Origin of the sequence: Micromonospora sp. NBC_00821 (assembly GCF_036347035.1) — a bacterium.
In the GTDB taxonomy this organism is placed as follows: Bacteria; Actinomycetota; Actinomycetes; order Mycobacteriales; family Micromonosporaceae; genus Micromonospora; species Micromonospora hortensis.
Genome location: NZ_CP108880.1, coordinates 5,301,245 through 5,315,644, shown reverse-complemented (window position 1 = coordinate 5,315,644; position 14,400 = coordinate 5,301,245). Strand labels below are relative to the sequence as shown.

At 73.1% G+C, this 14,400-nt stretch carries 14 protein-coding genes; 7 read left to right on the top strand and 7 right to left on the bottom strand.

Features of this window, described 5'->3' with window-relative positions; genetic code table 11:
- Positions 1-7: 7 nt before the first annotated feature.
- The 6 genes from mug to OHB44_RS24085 all read right to left on the bottom strand — a co-directional run bounded on the left by mug (position 8) and on the right by OHB44_RS24085 (position 4,285).
- On the bottom strand, positions 8-622 hold the full coding sequence (gene mug / locus OHB44_RS24110; RefSeq protein ID WP_330438376.1) for a G/U mismatch-specific DNA glycosylase: 615 nt from the start codon (positions 620-622) through the stop codon (positions 8-10).
- Entirely contained in the window at positions 619-1,380 is a 762-nt protein-coding gene (locus OHB44_RS24105) for an SDR family oxidoreductase (RefSeq protein WP_330438375.1), read from the bottom strand. Before OHB44_RS24105 ends, mug begins: the two co-directional genes overlap by 4 nt.
- Entirely contained in the window at positions 1,365-1,901 is a 537-nt protein-coding gene (locus OHB44_RS24100; protein ID WP_266304965.1) for a hypothetical protein, read from the bottom strand. Before OHB44_RS24100 ends, OHB44_RS24105 begins: the two co-directional genes overlap by 16 nt.
- On the bottom strand, positions 1,898-2,716 hold the full coding sequence (locus tag OHB44_RS24095; RefSeq protein ID WP_330438372.1) for a DUF692 domain-containing protein: 819 nt from the start codon (positions 2,714-2,716) through the stop codon (positions 1,898-1,900). The genes OHB44_RS24100 and OHB44_RS24095 overlap by 4 nt, the downstream gene beginning before the upstream one ends.
- Positions 2,713-3,630, bottom strand: coding sequence for a TIGR04222 domain-containing membrane protein (locus OHB44_RS24090; RefSeq protein WP_330438371.1), 918 nt, complete (start codon positions 3,628-3,630; stop codon positions 2,713-2,715). The genes OHB44_RS24095 and OHB44_RS24090 overlap by 4 nt, the downstream gene beginning before the upstream one ends.
- Before the next feature lie 82 nt (positions 3,631-3,712).
- Positions 3,713-4,285, bottom strand: coding sequence for a TetR/AcrR family transcriptional regulator (locus OHB44_RS24085; protein ID WP_091403732.1), 573 nt, complete (start codon positions 4,283-4,285; stop codon positions 3,713-3,715).
- 77 nt (positions 4,286-4,362) lie between these two features.
- On the opposite strand from OHB44_RS24085, the gene OHB44_RS24080 reads away from it, so the two are divergent.
- The 3 genes from OHB44_RS24080 (at position 4,363) to OHB44_RS24070 (ending at position 7,062) form a co-directional block, all read left to right on the top strand.
- Positions 4,363-5,223, top strand: a complete 861-nt coding sequence (locus OHB44_RS24080; protein WP_330438370.1) for a carbon-nitrogen hydrolase family protein — start codon at positions 4,363-4,365, stop codon at positions 5,221-5,223.
- Between the two features lie 65 nt (positions 5,224-5,288).
- Complete coding sequence (locus tag OHB44_RS24075) at positions 5,289-5,933, top strand: HAD family hydrolase (RefSeq protein ID WP_238682662.1); 645 nt, start codon at positions 5,289-5,291, stop codon at positions 5,931-5,933.
- Positions 5,934-6,132: 199 nt separating this feature from the next.
- Positions 6,133-7,062, top strand: a complete 930-nt coding sequence (locus OHB44_RS24070; RefSeq protein WP_238682661.1) for a serine protein kinase RIO — start codon at positions 6,133-6,135, stop codon at positions 7,060-7,062.
- Positions 7,063-7,106: 44 nt separating this feature from the next.
- Here the strand turns inward: OHB44_RS24070 and OHB44_RS24065 are convergent, their stop codons facing one another.
- Positions 7,107-7,355, bottom strand: a complete 249-nt coding sequence (locus OHB44_RS24065) for a DUF2630 family protein (protein ID WP_238682660.1) — start codon at positions 7,353-7,355, stop codon at positions 7,107-7,109.
- 446 nt (positions 7,356-7,801) lie between these two features.
- Between OHB44_RS24065 and OHB44_RS24060 the strand changes: the two genes are divergently transcribed.
- The 4 genes from OHB44_RS24060 (at position 7,802) to OHB44_RS24045 (ending at position 14,366) form a co-directional block, all read left to right on the top strand.
- On the top strand, positions 7,802-9,139 hold the full coding sequence (locus OHB44_RS24060; RefSeq protein ID WP_330441272.1) for a cytochrome P450: 1,338 nt from the start codon (positions 7,802-7,804) through the stop codon (positions 9,137-9,139).
- Positions 9,139-10,053: a terpene synthase family protein gene (locus tag OHB44_RS24055; protein WP_238682659.1), complete on the top strand. Its 915-nt coding sequence runs from the start codon at positions 9,139-9,141 to the stop codon at positions 10,051-10,053. The genes OHB44_RS24060 and OHB44_RS24055 overlap by 1 nt, the downstream gene beginning before the upstream one ends.
- Positions 10,046-11,683 carry a prenyltransferase/squalene oxidase repeat-containing protein gene (locus OHB44_RS24050; protein ID WP_330438369.1) on the top strand — a complete coding sequence of 546 codons (1,638 nt, stop codon included), beginning with the start codon at positions 10,046-10,048 and terminating at the stop codon, positions 11,681-11,683. The genes OHB44_RS24055 and OHB44_RS24050 overlap by 8 nt, the downstream gene beginning before the upstream one ends.
- A gap of 124 nt (positions 11,684-11,807) precedes the next feature.
- Entirely contained in the window at positions 11,808-14,366 is a 2,559-nt protein-coding gene (locus OHB44_RS24045; protein WP_330438368.1) for a sensor histidine kinase, read from the top strand.
- The last annotated feature ends 34 nt before the right edge of the window (positions 14,367-14,400 follow it).

Here is a 14,400-nt window from a genome sequence, read left to right as displayed (position 1 = left end):
GTGTCGATCAACGGTCGGCTGGTCCGGCGGGCCGAGGGTCTGGTAGCTCGGTCGCCGCCCGCAGCTCGGCGAACGCCAGGCCCAGGGTGACCGGGGTGAAGTGCGCGTTCAGGCCGCTGGGGTTGGGCAGCACCCACAGCCGGGCGTCGGCCAGCGACTCCGGCTGCGGCCCGAAGGTGGCCTTGGGCCGTTGGAAACCGATCCGGTACGCGGTCACTCCCACCACTGCCACCCAGCGCGGCCGGTACCGGGCCACCTTGTCGGTCAGGATCGCCGCGCCGTCGAGGAGTTCCTCGGCGCTCAGCTCGTCCGCGCGGGCGCTGGCCCGGGCGGCCATGTTGGTGATGCCGAGCCCGAGCGCCGGTAGTTCGTCCTGTTCGCTGGGGTGCAGCAGCCGAGGGGTGAACCCACCCCGGTGCAGGGCGGGCCAGAACCGGTTGCCGGGTCGAGCGAAGTGCCAGCCCGTCGCGGCTGACCACAGGCCCGGGTTGATGCCGACGAAGAGCACCTCCAGCTCCGGCGCCAGCACGTCGGGAATGGTCCGGTCCGCAGCCGCCGCCAGATCAGCCCGGGTGGGTCGGGGATGCCGGATGCCGGAGGGGCGGAGCGGGTCGGGGGTCACAGCCCGCGCAGCGCGCCGCCGTCGACCGGCAGGGTGATCCCGGTGAGGTAGCTCGCGGCGGGGGAGAGCACGAATGCGGCCACCCGGCCGAACTCGGCGGGGTCGCCGATGCGGCGCAGCGGGATGCCGGCCTCCGCCTCGGCGCGGGCCCGCTCCGGGTCGCCGGTCGCTCCGAACAGTTCCCGGTTGCGGTCGGTCATGATCCGGCCGGGCAGCAGCCCGACCACTCGGACCCCCCGTGGGCCGTAGTCGTCGGCGATGTCCTTGGCCGCGCCGACCAGGCCGGGCCGCAGGCCGTTGGAGATGCCCAGGCCGGGCACCGGGCCGCGAGCCGAGGTGGAGAGCACCAGCCCGATCGCGCCGCCCTCGGGCAGGGCGTTGGCGATGGTGCGGACCGCGCGGATGGTGCCCAGGAAGACGGTCTCGAAGGAGAGCCGCCACTGCTCGTCGGTGACCGCTGCGGCATTGCCCGGCGGTGGCCCGCCGACCGAGATCAGCGCGCCGTCGAGCCGGCCGAAATGCTCCTGCGCGGCGGCGACGAGCTTTCCCGGGGTCTCCGGGTCGGTCAGGTCAGCGGTCAGCCCGACGGCGTGCTCCGGGCCACCCAGCTGCTGGGCGGCGGCGGCCACCGCGTCCGGGTCGCGGGCCGAGAGCACCACCCGCGCACCGTCGGCGACCAGGCTCTGCGCGGTCGCGTAACCCAGACCGCGGGAGGCGCCGGTGAGGACGTACACGCGGTCGGTCAGTCCGAGATCCATAACTCCGATCCTGCCGCATCCGGTACGGCGTCGCCAGCAGGGCCCGATCCCCGTGCGGCGGGGCGCAGCAGGCGTACCCGGCCGGCGATCTGCACCGCGACGGCGCCGCCGGCGCGGCCCACCGCCGGCGCCCGGCGCGGACGCGGCGCCCGAAGCCCGTCGTAGCGCAGGCGTGCCTCCCGGACGGCCAACTCCTCGGCGGCCGCCGGGGGAAGCGTGTGCTGGGCGTGCAGCGCCCGGGCCAGGTCCCAACCGTCGCGCAGCGATCCGGCGGTGGGTCGCCGGGCGGCCCAGTCGGCGAAGGTGGTCGACCACCTGGCACCGAGGCCGGCGGCGAGCAGTGGCCAGTGCCGGGCCACGTCGCCGGCGCGTTTACGCAGCACTGCCGCGCGGGTGGCGGCCAGCGGTCCCGGCGCGAACCCGGGCGGGGGTGGCCCTCCGGCGACCAGCGCCGCGACCAGTTCGGCCTGCCGCTCGGCCAGCCCGGCGCGGGGCGTCTGCGCGGAGGGTGCGCCGGTCATGTCACGGCCGGAAAACCCGCGGCGGTGGCCAGGGCGTCCAGTTCGGCGCGGAGTTCGGCGGCCGGCGGGTAGTGGCCGTCGCGCTCCAGCAGCAGCGCCGGCGGTCGCCGTCGGGCGCAGAGCGCGCCGACCAGCTCCAGCACCGCCGTCGGCACCGGGTCGGTGTGGGTGTCGTGGTAAAAACCGCCGTGCTCGGCGCCGCCGGCCACGTGTGCGTACGCGATCCGGTCGAGCGGCAGGCGGTCCAGCAACGCCAGCGGGTCGGCGCCCCGGTTGCGGGCGTTGGCGTGCACGTTGGCCACGTCCAGCAGCAGCAGTGCCCCGGTCCGGTCGAGGATCTCGGTGAGGAAGTCCGCCTCGGTCAACTCGTCGTCGGGCCAGTCGACAAGCGCGGCGATCGGCTCCAGCGCGATCGGCACCGGAAGCTCGGCCTGTGCCCGCGCCACGTTGGCGCAGACCGCGTCGACGGCTTCCCGGCTGCGCGGTAGCGGCAGCAGGTGGCCGGCCTCCAGGCCGCCGGCCCGGACGAACGCGATGTGCTCGCTGACCAACGGGGCGTCCAGCCGTTGCGCCACAGCGGCCAGGTGGGCGACCCGGGCCATGTCGACCGGCTCGGCGCCGCCGAGGGAGAGCCGCACCCCGTGCGGTACGACGGTCACCGCGCGGTCCCGCAGCTGCGCCAGACCGGGCGGGAGCGGCCCGGAGGCGGACACCCCCTCGGCCACCACCTCGACGAAACGCAGGCCGGGCAGCTCGGCCACGAAGCCGGCGATCTCCGGACGCCAGCCGATGCCGACCCCGGACGGGCCGGTCATCCGCCGCACCCGCCGCCGCCCCCGCACCCGCCGCCTCCGCCGCCGTCCCCACCGGAGCTGTCGCCTCCGCCACCGGACGATCCGTCGGACCCGCCCGTCCAGCCGCCGTTGCCGGAGAGGGCTTGGCGCTGAATCTCGGCCTGCTCGGCGAAGCCCGGGTCGAGAGCCCAGAGCGAGGCGGTGCCGTACAGGGCCACGCCCATCGCCGCGCCGGCCGCTCCGTAGGTGGCGTAGGCCGGCGCGGAGGCCGGCGCGAGGTGGGTGTGTTCGCCGCGGACGGAACGGAGGGCGGCACGACCGGCCCGGGTGCGGACGGGTACCCGGGCCAGCAGCAGGACGGCGCCGAGGAGCACCGCCAGGGTGAGCAGCAGGTAACCCACCGGACGACCGCTGAACAGGCCGGAGATCACCCGGAGCACGCCGAGGCCCAGCAGGGCCAGCAGGAACCGGCTCCAGAGGCGGGCGCGGGCGCGTTGCGCGTCGTTCGTCAACAGCCCGCGCTGCTCCAGGCCGTTGCGGATCTGGTCCAACGCGGTGCGTACGCGCTCGTCCTGCGGCAGGTCCCGGACCCGGGAGTGCTGGTGGGCGGCCCAGTGGACGGCCTGATCCAGTGGGGTGAGCCCGGTCGGCGGGGCGCCGCCGGTGGTCAGCCGACGGTCCGGTCGTACGCCGACCGCGCCGCTGCCGCGCAGCCCGCCCAGTGAGGCGTGCACCGCGAGCTGCGGGCCACCGTTGAGGTACGCGACCTGCTGCGCCCCGAGTGGATCGACTGTGGTGTGCGCCGGGGTGGTCAGCAGGCGGATCCGGTAGTACGCGGCTATCGCCACCACCAGGATGGCCGCCGCGACGTAGTACCGGAGGAAGGTCGGGCCGGAGATGCCCCAGGTGTCGCCGGACGCGGCGTGGACGTTCATCGACTGCTCCTGTCACCGGAGGGGATCGGCGGCCCCATTGTGGAGGAGCCTCGCCACGGGCCTCCGACCGGTGTGCGCGTGGTCAGTGGCGGCGGACCGCCTCCTCCACGAGGTCGAGCACCGGGCCCAGGTCACCGGCCGGCCGGCCCATGGCCAGGTGCAACACCAGGCCGTCGTAGGCCAGCTCCAGGAACTGGGCCAGCACGTCAATGGGTACGTCCTCGCGCAGCACGCCGGCGTCGCGCTGGCGGGCCAGCCGGTCCCGGGTCGCCTCCGCTATCGCGGCGGACCGCTCCGCCCACCGCCTGGCGAACGCGGGGTCGGTGCGCAGCCGCCGGGAGACCTCCAGTTGGCTGCCCAGCCAGCCGGTGGTGTCGGGCGAGACGGCGCGGGCGAGTAGATCGCGCATCACCTGCACCAGGCCGTTGCGGGCCACCGTCTCGACCATCGCCGCGGCGTCGTCCTCGGCGACAGCGAGGAAGAGCGAGTCCTTGTCGCGGAAGTGGTGGAAGATCGCGCCACGGGACAGGCCGGTGGCCTCCTCGAGGCGGCGTACTGTCGCCCCTTCGTAGCCGAGCCGGGCGAAACACGCCCGGGCCGCGGCGAGGATCTCCTGCCGGCGAGCGTCGAGCTGGTCCTGGCTTACTCTGGGCACACGTCGATCGTCGCAGGTCACACGGGGGCATGCAAACCGTACGTACGGCTTGGGATGTCGCCGATTACCATCGCCCGGTGACCCAGCCCCGCACAGTGCCCAGCTCCCCGCTGACAGTGGCCACCGTCCAGGCCACCCCCACGCCGGGCGACGTCGCCGGCAACGCGGTCATCGCCGCCGACCTGGTCCGCCGAGCCGGCGAGCGGGGTGCTCGGGTGGCCGTCCTGCCGGAGCTGTTCCTCTGCGCGTACCACCCGCCGGTCCTCGCCGCCGACCCGGCCGGCACCGACGTCGCGGCCGATCCGGCCGGGATGGTCGCGGATCCCCGGCTCGACCCGCTGCGCGTCGCGGCGCGAGAGGCCGGTGTGACCGCGCTGGTCGGCGCGGCCGTCCGGCACCCGGACGCTCGGCGGACCATCGCGGCGCTGGTGGTGGACCGGACCGGCGAGGTGCGGGTCGGGTACGACAAGCAGCAGTTGTGGGGCGACGAACGGGAGCTGTTCACCCCCGGCGATCGGGGTGCCACGCTGCTCGTCGACGACTGGCGGCTCGGGCTGGGCATCTGCTACGACGGCTGTTTCCCCGAGCACGGCCGAGCCGCCGCCCTCGACGGCGCACACGCCTACCTGTGCCCCAGCGGATACCTGGCCGGCTCCGAGCACCGCCGGGATCTCTACTACGCCGCACGTGCCCTGGACAACACGATGTTCGTGGTCTTCGCCAACGCGGTCGGCGGTGTCGACCCGTGGCGGTTCAACGGCGGTGCGGCCATCTACGACCCCGAGGGACGGGTGCTGGCCCGCGGGGCGGACGACGGCACTGCGGTGCTCGTGGCGACGCTGGATCCCGTCGTGCTGGCGGCCACCCGCACGGCCCACTCGATGCTCGTCGATCGGCTGTCGGACCAGGGCGGCCCGCGGCTGTCGATGCCTGGCTGAGCCCGTCGTCAGCTCGATACCCGCCGCATCTGTTGGCGGACACGTCGGTCCCGTAGGGTGCCCGAGTGCCACTGCTCCTGCTGGACCTGGACAACACCCTGCTGGATCGGGCCGGGCCGTTCCGCCGCTGGGGTGAGCGCTTCCTGGACAGCATCGGCGCGCCCCACACCGACATCGACTGGCTCTTGTCGATCGACGCCGACGGTCTGACCGACCGCTGGGACCTCGCCGACGCCATCCGGGACCGTTACGAGCTGCGCATTCCCTCGATCGACCTCGTCGAGGAGCTGCACGACGGGGTGGTGGCGCAGACCCGGCTCGACCCCCTGACCGCCTGCGCGCTGCGGATAGCCGACGACGCCGGCTGGGTGCCGGTGGTGGTCTGCAACGGCACCGTACGCGTCGAGGACGCCAAGATTCGCCAGACCGGGCTGGACCAGTACGTCGCGGACTGGGTGATCTCCGAGGAGGCCGGCGTCAGCAAACCCAACCCGAGAATCTTCGCGCTCGCCGCCCAGCGGGTCCGGATGCCGCTGCGGGGGGCGTGGGTGATCGGCGACAGCCCGGAGGCGGACATCGGCGGCGCCGCCGCCGTCGGGCTGCCCAGCGTCTGGCTGCACCGCGGGCGTACCTGGTCGGACGTCCGGTTCGCGCCGAGCCGCACCGTGGACGGGTTGATCGCCGCGGTCGCCACCGTCCTGGCCCGCTGAGGGTCTTCGCGCCGCCGGTCGGATGTCCGAGCGACCGTTCGGTAATTCGGTTGACCGGCGGACGTGGTGGTACGAGCATTGTCCGCGCATGGTGCATCCCGGGCGTGGGCCCGGTCGAGGAGAGGGGGTCGGTCATGGCCGTCTTTGCAGGTCGCTTCCAGCTGCCTATCTCAGCCTCGACCAAGGGAACCTCACCACAGTGCGCGATCATGACCTTCCGGCGCTCGAGCGCCGCCGCGGCAAGAGCCGCTTCGACGACGACGAACCGCAGTTTCTGAAGCGCGGGCGGCCCACCGAGCCGCTCGCCGACCCGGACAGTGAGCCCGACCCAGACACCGGCGAGCGCTGGTCGTCCTGGGACGACGCCGTGCACGGGCCACAGCCGCACCCCGCCTGGCTGGTCACCGAGTTGGCCGCCAAGGACACCGAGTTGGGTGTGTTGAAGACCGGCAAGGAGGCGGACGTCCACCTGGTCCGTCGGGCCGTGCCGGACACCGACCGGTCCTGCCTGCTCGCTGTGAAACGCTACCGCGATCCCGAGCACCGGTTGTTCCACCGCGATGCCGGCTACCTGGAGGGCCGTCGGGTGCGCCGGTCCCGGGAGAACCGGGCGATGGCCGGGCGGACGGCGTTCGGCCGGCAGATGATCGCCGGGCAGTGGGCGGCGGCCGAGTTCGCCGCGCTGAGCCGGCTCTGGGAGATCGGCGCCGGGCACGACCGGATCGCCGTGCCGTACCCGGTGCAGGTGCGGGGCACCGAGCTGATGCTGGAGTTCGTCGGTGACGCCGAGTCGGGGGAGGCGGCGCCCCGGCTGGCCCAACTGCGCCCCGACCCGACCGAGTTGCGTGACCTGTGGGCCCAACTGGTGGAGGCGCTGCGGGTGCTGGCGCGGGCCGGCTACGCGCATGGTGACCTGTCGCCGTACAACCTGCTCGTGCACCAGGGTCGGCTGGTCGTGATCGACCTGCCGCAGGTGGTCGACGTGGTGGCGAACCCGCAGGGGCCGGAGTTCCTGGCCCGCGATGTGCGGGTTGTCGGCGCCTGGTTCGCGGCCCGGGGTCTTCCCGCCGAGCAGGTGGACCCCGGCCTGTTGACCGGAGAGCTGCTGCGCGAGGCGGGCCTGCGCTGATCGGAGCGGGTCGGGCGGCCACACCGCCCGACCCGCCATGCCGGCTATTGCAGGTAGCGCTCCACCTCGGGCTTGGGGCGTTCGCCCTGGGCGTCCGGGTCGCCGTGGGTCTCCCGGGCGGCCCGTCGGCGGCGCAGCAGGTCCCAGCACTGGTCGAGGGACTCCTCCAGGGCGCGCAGTCGCTCGCTGGTCTCGCCCTCGGTGCCCGACTCGTGGGCCTGGGCGTCGGCACGCAGCTTGTGTTCCTCGTCGACCAGCTCGGAGATCCGGTTCAGGATGGTCTTGTCGTCCATGTCACAGAGCCTGGCACAGGGTGCCGGGCATCGCCCGGATTCGGGGGTACCGGTGCGTCCTGGGTCACCGCCCGCACCGGCCAGCCCGAGGCCGCCCGTCCGGTGCCGATGCCGCAGCCAGGTCGGCGGCATCGCGGCCGTTTCGCCCACAGCGCTGGGTCGTCGGCGCACCCGGCGTGGTGTCGTTCCTGAGTATCCATTCAGGATTCCCGCAAGGTTCATACATCGACGAACGTGCACGCGCTTAGATGGAAATTGCGCCGTCCGCAAGTCTGGAGGTGCCCCTCGTTTGGTGAGATGCTTCCGGCGGCCCAGAAGGTGAAAGTTTTCATCAACCCGCGCGACCGAAGTGGACCGCTGCGGTCGCCGGGACGACGAGGAGACGTGGTTCGATGTCACAGGTGTCCGAGGCGCGCCCTGTCACCGTCAGCACCGAGCCCCGGACGATCCCGTTACGAAGCGCTCTACCGGCACTGGTCCGCGATCCGCTGGGCGCGCTGGTCGACTTCGCCCAGGACGCCGACGGCGACGTCGTCCGGCTCAACCTCGGCTCGTTCCGCCCCTATCTGGTCAGCCATCCTGAGCACCTGCAACGCGTCCTGCGCGACAACGTTGCCAACTACACCCGGGACGGCGACGGGTTGCTCTGGCGACCCGTGCGCCGAATCGTCGGTGACGCCATCCTGGTCGCCGAGGGTGAGATCTGGGAGTCCAGCCGAGGCGCGCTGCAACCGTTGTTCACCGCCAAGCGGGCCGAGACGCTCGTCGACAAGATGGCCGAGGCGATCAACGAGGCGGTCGACGAGTGGCTCGAACCGGCGCTCGCCGGTCGGCCGATCGACGGCGGCGCCGAGCTGACCCGGATCGTCCTGCGCACCACGATGCGGGTCCTCTTCGCCGACCGGATCTCGGTCCCCGACGCCCTACGGATCAGCGCCGCGCTGAACACCCTCACCACAGCGATGCTCCCCCGGCTACTGATGCCCGCCGTGCCGTACGCGGTCCCGATCCCCGGCGACCGGCGCTTCCGCGACGCGGTGCGCGCCATCGACGAGGTGGTGCTGCCGATCATCCGGGAGGCCCGGGCCCATCCGACCGACGGCGACGACATCATCTCCACGCTCTGCCGGCCACGCGCCGACGGCAGCGAACCCGACGAGTACGCGATCCGCGGCGACGTGGTCGCGATGTTCTCCACCGCCACCGAGACCACCATCGCCCTGCTCTCCTGGCTCTGGCCGGTCCTGGCGTCCCGGCCCGACGTGACCGAGCGGATGACCGACGAGATCGAACGGGTGGTCGGCGCCGAACGGGTCGGCCGCGAACACCTGCCCCACCTGCGCTACGGCCGGATGGTGCTCGACGAGATGCTGCGGCTCTACCCGGCCGGCTGGATGATCCCGCGCACCGCTGTCGGTGCCGACGTGCTGGGCGGGGTGCGGATCAAGGCCGGCGGCACCGTGCTGGTCAGCCCGTACGTCACCCAGCGGATGTCGACGTTCTGGACCGACCCGGCGCTCTTCGACCCGGAGCGGTTCGCGCCGGAGTTGCCCCGGCGGCGCTACCGCTACTCCTACTTCCCGTTCGGCGGGGGCCCGCACCAGTGCCTCGGGCAGTACCTGTTCCTGTTGGAGGCGCAGCTCATCGTCAGCACCGTGCTGAGCCGCTACCGCTTCCGGTTGCGCGAACCAGCCGACCTCACACCTCGGATGGGCGCCTCGCTGCAACCCAAGCAGCGCGCCGAGGTCATCCTCACCCCGGTCGAGCGACCGGCCGCATCGTGATGGAGACCCCGCCTCCGGCGCGGGCCGGTCAGGACGCGGTCGCCGAGCAGGGTCGGGTGTGCGCGCTCGCCGTGCGCGGCGTACGCGACCTCCAGGGCGTCACCGCCGCCCACCCGGAGCTGTTCGACGCCGCGCCGTTCGACCCGGCGCTGCTCAGCTCGGTGGCCACAGTGGTCGCCTTCATCGCACCCTGGCACACCGCCGCCGAACTGCGGATCACCACCCGTACCGTGCTCTGGGTCTTCGCGGCCGACTGGCAGGTCGACTACCTCGCCCGGTCGGTGGACGACGTCCGGCAGGTGGTGAACGACTGCCTGGCGGTGGCCGACGGCGCGGCGCCGCCACCGGGGCGACACCTGGCCCGGCTGCTGGCCGACCTGCGCGACGAACTGGCCACCGTGCCGGCGTTCGCCCGGTTGCGCCCGATCTGGCGCGACGAGCTGGCGCGGATGCTCGCCGCCGGGGCTCGGGAGTGGGACTGGAAGAACCTGCCGACCGACCCGACCACCGGGCGACGCCTGCCGGACCTGGACCGCTACCTGGAGAACGCCGACAACTCCGGCAGCTCCTTCGTCAACGTCACCCACTGGATAGCCACCGGCGACGAGAAGACCCTCGCCCAGTTGACCGACCTGCTGGACGCCGGACGTGGCGTGCAGCGGGTGCTGCGGCTGGTCAACGACCTCGCCACGCAGAAGCGCGACGCCGAGTGGGGTGACCTGAACGCGCTTTCGCTGGTCGACGACCCGGCGCAGGTGCACGACCGGCTGGCCGAGCTGACCGCCCGGTCCCGGGGAGATCTGGCCGCCCTCGCTGAGCGGTGCCCCCGCCAGGCGGACTACCTCAACCGGCAGATCTCCTTCACCGGCGGCTTCTACCAACTGTCGGACTTCTGGGGGGAGCGCGATGAGTGACTGCGCCACCCGGGTGCTCGCCGACGCGGCGACCACCGCTGCCGCAGTCGCCACCACCACCGCCCCGGTCGCCGACGCCGCCCGCGAGTTGATCGCCGGCCTTGGCCTGCGGCCGTGGGGGCAGGTCGCCGCGTCGGTGTACGAGACCGGGCGGCTGGTCGCCGTCGCTCCCTGGCTGACCGGGGACCACCAGCGGATCGCGTTCCTGCTGCGCGGTCAGCGCCCGGACGGGGCGTGGGGCCCACCCGAGGGGTACGCCCTGGTACCGACGCTGAGCGCCACCGACGCGCTGCTCGCGGCGCTGGCGGACGGCAGGGCCGGGACGGAGCTGCTCGCTCCGGTGGCCCGTGGGCTCGGCGCGCTCGTCGGCACGCTGCTCCCCGGCGACGCCCGGAATCTGCCGGACACCCCCGCGCTGGACCTCATCGTCCCGGCGCTGGTCGACGCGATCAACGACCGGCTCGCCGGGCTGGAGCGGGCCACCGCCGCCCGACTGCCCCGCCCACCGTTGCCGCTGCCCACCGGGCTCACCCGGGACCGGCTGCACGCGGTGCGGTCCGCGGTCGCCGCCGGAATGACGCTGCCACCGAAGCTGGCCCACTTCTACGAGATCCTGGACGCGGTACCCACCGACGCCGGCCCCACGCTCACAGCGGTCGGCGCGTCACCCGCCGCGACCGCGGCCTGGCTGACCGCGGCCGGCCCGGCCGCCGGCCCCACCGCGCACGCCTTCCTGCGGGCGTTGATCCGGGACGGAGGCGGTCCGGTGCCCTGCCCGGCGCCGATCACCGTCTTCGAGCGGGCCTGGGTGCTCAGCGGCCTGCACCGGGCCGGGATCACGATCAACCCACCGGCCTCCGTCCTGGAGAGCCTGACCGCTGCCACCGCCGGCCAGGGAATCGCCACCGGCGACGGGCTGCCGACCGACGCCGACACCACAGCGGTGAGCCTCGTCGCGTTGGCCCGGCTCGGCCGTCCGGCGGACCCGGCCAGCCTGTGGGCGTACGAGACGGCTGACGGTTTCTGCACCTGGCCGGGGGAGGACGGCTTCTCGGTCACCACCAACGCCCACGTGCTGGACGCCTTCGGTCAGCGCCTGACCCGGCACCCGGACGCGGGGGAGCGCTATCACCGGGCGGTCGACCGGCTGAGCGCGGTGCTGACCGGGCACCAGCGCGCTGACGGCGCCTGGCAGGACCGGTGGCACGCCTCGCCGTACTACGCCACCGCCTGCTGCGTGCTGGCACTGGCCGAGTTCGGGCGGGGTGCGGCCGCCGCCGAGGCGGTGGATCGGGCGGCCGGTTGGGTGTTGAACAGCCAGCGCCCGGACGGTTCGTGGGGGCGCTGGGACGGCACCGCCGAGGAGACCGCGTACGCCCTCCAGGTGCTGCTGACGGTGCCGACGACGGTGCCACGGGTCGACGACGCCGTGGCGCGTGGACACGCCTACCTACACGAATCCGCTGACCGGGAGCACCCTCCACTGTGGTACGGCAAGGAGCTGTACTGTCCGACCGTCATCGTTAGCGCCGCGGTGCTCGCCGCCTGTCGACTGGCCAGCATCCGTGCTTCCGGCGTGGACCGATCGGTGGTGGATTGCGGTTACCGGTCAACAAAAACAGCAACTTGAGGGGTTGTGTGGACACTGCTAGCGTACGCAGAGCCTCAGCCCCGGATGGCCCGCTGTGGTGGGACGTCGCCCCCTCTGATCATTCGTTGATGAGCTGAGTCAACGCCCGGCCTGGGACGGTTCAATGCGTTCTCGCGGTACGAGTATCCGCACCAAGGTTGTCGCCCTGCTGCTCTCCCTGGTCGCGCTCTGGATGTTCGCGGCGTGGGTGACCCTGCGCGACGGCTTCAACCTGCTCGGTGTCCAGCTGATCAACAGCAAGGTCTACGCGCCGAGTGAGCCGTTGTTGCAGGAGCTCCAGGTGGAGCGGCGGTTGAGCCAGGCGTACCTGAGCAACCCGGAGGCCGCGCAGCGGACGGCTCTCGAGGCCGAACACCGGAAGACCGTGCAGCTGGCCGCCGACTTCGCCGACTCGGTGCGCAACTGGCAGGTCGACGTCGCCGGCAGCTCCGCACTGGACACCCAGCTTGGCATGACGATCGCCCAGGTGAACACCCTGGAGCGGACCCGCGCGGAGGTGCTGGACCGCAAGATCGACCGGATCGCCGCCGCTGAGTCGTACACCGACGCGATCGAGTCGATCTTCCAGATCTACGACGTGACGGGCAGCCTGGACGACAAGCAGATCGCCGGCGAGGCCAGGGCCCTGATCCAGCTCAACCGGATGAAGGAGCTGATCTCCCAGGAGGACGCGCTGCTCAGCGGCCTCTTCGGCAACGGCCGGATGAGTGGGCCGGAGTACGTCCGTTACACCAGCCTGGTCGCCGCGGAGCGGTTCCTCGGCGAGGAGGTCCGGGTCCGCCTCGCCGACGCCGACCAGCGCCGTTACCAGCAGCTCGTCGAGGGTGAGGCGTTCACCCGACTGCGGGCCGTGCAGGACAGCATCATCCGCGAGGGCCGGCCGTCGACCCAGTTGCCGGTCGGCGCCGAGCAGTGGCGGGGCACCGTCGAGCCGGCGCTGGCCGAGGTGAACGACACGGTGACCACCGGCGGCGAGGGCATCGTGGACCGGGCCACCGGCGTCGCCGTGATGGTCGTCGTCCGGCTGGTGCTCGCCACCGGCCTCGGCCTGCTCGCCGTCATCGCCTCGGTCGTCGTCTCCATCACCACGGCCCGGACGCTTCTGCGCCAGCTCGAACGGCTGCGGCAGGCCGCCTGGCAGCTCGCCGACGAGCGGCTGCCCCGCGTCGTCCAGCGGATCGGCCGAGGCGAGGAGGTCGACGTCGCCACCGAGGCGCCCCCGCTGGAGTTCGGCACCGACGAGATCGGCCAGGTCGGCAAGGCGTTCAACGCCGTCCAGGAAACCGCCCTGCGCACCGCCGTCGAGCAGGCCGACCTGCGTCGCAACGTCCGCGAGGTCTTCCTGAGCCTGGCCCGACGCACGCAGGCGCTCGTCCACCGCCAGCTCACCCTGCTCGACGCGATGGAGCGCCGCGAGCACGACGCGGAGGAGTTGGAGGACCTGTTCCGGGTCGACCACCTGGCCACCCGGATGCGGCGCAACGCGGAAAACCTGATCGTGCTCTCCGGCTCCACCCCCGGTCGGGCCTGGCGGCGCAACGTCCCCATTGTCGACGTGGTGCGCGGCGCCGTGGCCGAGGTGGAGGACTACACCCGGGTCAACGTGCTGCCGCTCGGGCCGGTCTCGCTCGCCGGCCGCGCGGTCGGCGACGTGATCCACCTGCTCGCCGAGCTGATCGAGAACGGCCTGTCGTTCTCCCCGCCACACACGACCGTCGAGGTCCGCGGCCAACTGGTCTCCAACGGGTTCGCCATCGAGATCGAAGACCGGGGCCTCGGCATGAGCGAGGAGGACCTGGCCGCGGCGAACCACCGGATCGTCGACCAGTCCGAGCTGAACCTTGCCAACGCCGCCCGCCTCGGGCTCTACGTGGTGAGCCGGCTGACCGAACGGCACGGCGTGCGGGTACGGCTCAAGGAGTCCGCGTACGGCGGCACCACGGCTGTCGTGCTGATCCCGCTGGAGTTGGTCACCGAGACCGGCGCCTCCCCGGAGGACTCCGGCTCGTTCCGGACCGGCTCGGCCATCGCGATGCCGTCGGCGCCGGCCCCTGACACCGGCCGTCCGGCGTCCCTCGCACCGGTCGCGCTCGCCGCACCGACGACCACCGCGTCGGAGGTGGCGGTGACCTCGGCGGCCCCGATGCCGTCCGACGCCACCGCGCCGACCACTGACGAGGAGGCCGAGGCGGACGCCGTTCTCCCCACCCGACAGCGGACCACCCCGGCGACCGGCGTCCCCGACCTGCCCACCCGCGCCCGGCGCGGGCCGGCTCAACCAGCGCTGGAAGCCCCGACCGTGCCCACCGGCCTGCCCGCCGTCGACCGCACCCGCCCGGAGACCCCCGACGCGGAGCCGGCCGCGGCCGGCGACGACAGCCCGGTGCCCGCCGGCGCCGATGCGGAGCGGACCGACTCCGGCCTGCCCGTCCGGGTCCGACAGGCGAACATCGTTCCCGAGTTGCGAGACGACCCGGCGGTGTCCGAAACCGACGACGAGGATGTGGTGCGCCCACCGGAGCAGGTTCGCCGGATGATGAGCTCCTACCAGACCGGCACCCGGCGTGGGCGGACCGACGCGGCTCGGCTGCTCGGCGGCGCCTCCGGCACCCCGGCGGCGACGCCGTCCGAGCCGACCGACGAGGATCCACAAGCGACCTGACCGAGCACCGACGACGCGGGTTGCCGCGCGGTGT

Excerpts from the sequence above, each read along its gene's own strand:
- OHB44_RS24100 (WP_266304965.1), bottom strand. The coding sequence starts at position 1,901 with ATGACCGGCGCACCCTCCGCGCAGACGCCCCGCGCCGGGCTGGCCGAG.
- OHB44_RS24055 (WP_238682659.1), top strand. The coding sequence starts at position 9,139 with ATGGAGACCCCGCCTCCGGCGCGGGCCGGTCAGGACGCGGTCGCCGAG.
- OHB44_RS24045 (WP_330438368.1), top strand. The coding sequence starts at position 11,808 with ATGCGTTCTCGCGGTACGAGTATCCGCACCAAGGTTGTCGCCCTGCTG.
- OHB44_RS24095 (WP_330438372.1), bottom strand. The coding sequence starts at position 2,716 with ATGACCGGCCCGTCCGGGGTCGGCATCGGCTGGCGTCCGGAGATCGCC.
- OHB44_RS24050 (WP_330438369.1), top strand. The coding sequence starts at position 10,046 with ATGAGTGACTGCGCCACCCGGGTGCTCGCCGACGCGGCGACCACCGCT.
- OHB44_RS24065 (WP_238682660.1), bottom strand. The coding sequence starts at position 7,355 with ATGGACGACAAGACCATCCTGAACCGGATCTCCGAGCTGGTCGACGAG.
- OHB44_RS24105 (WP_330438375.1), bottom strand. The coding sequence starts at position 1,380 with ATGGATCTCGGACTGACCGACCGCGTGTACGTCCTCACCGGCGCCTCC.
- OHB44_RS24090 (WP_330438371.1), bottom strand. The coding sequence starts at position 3,630 with ATGAACGTCCACGCCGCGTCCGGCGACACCTGGGGCATCTCCGGCCCG.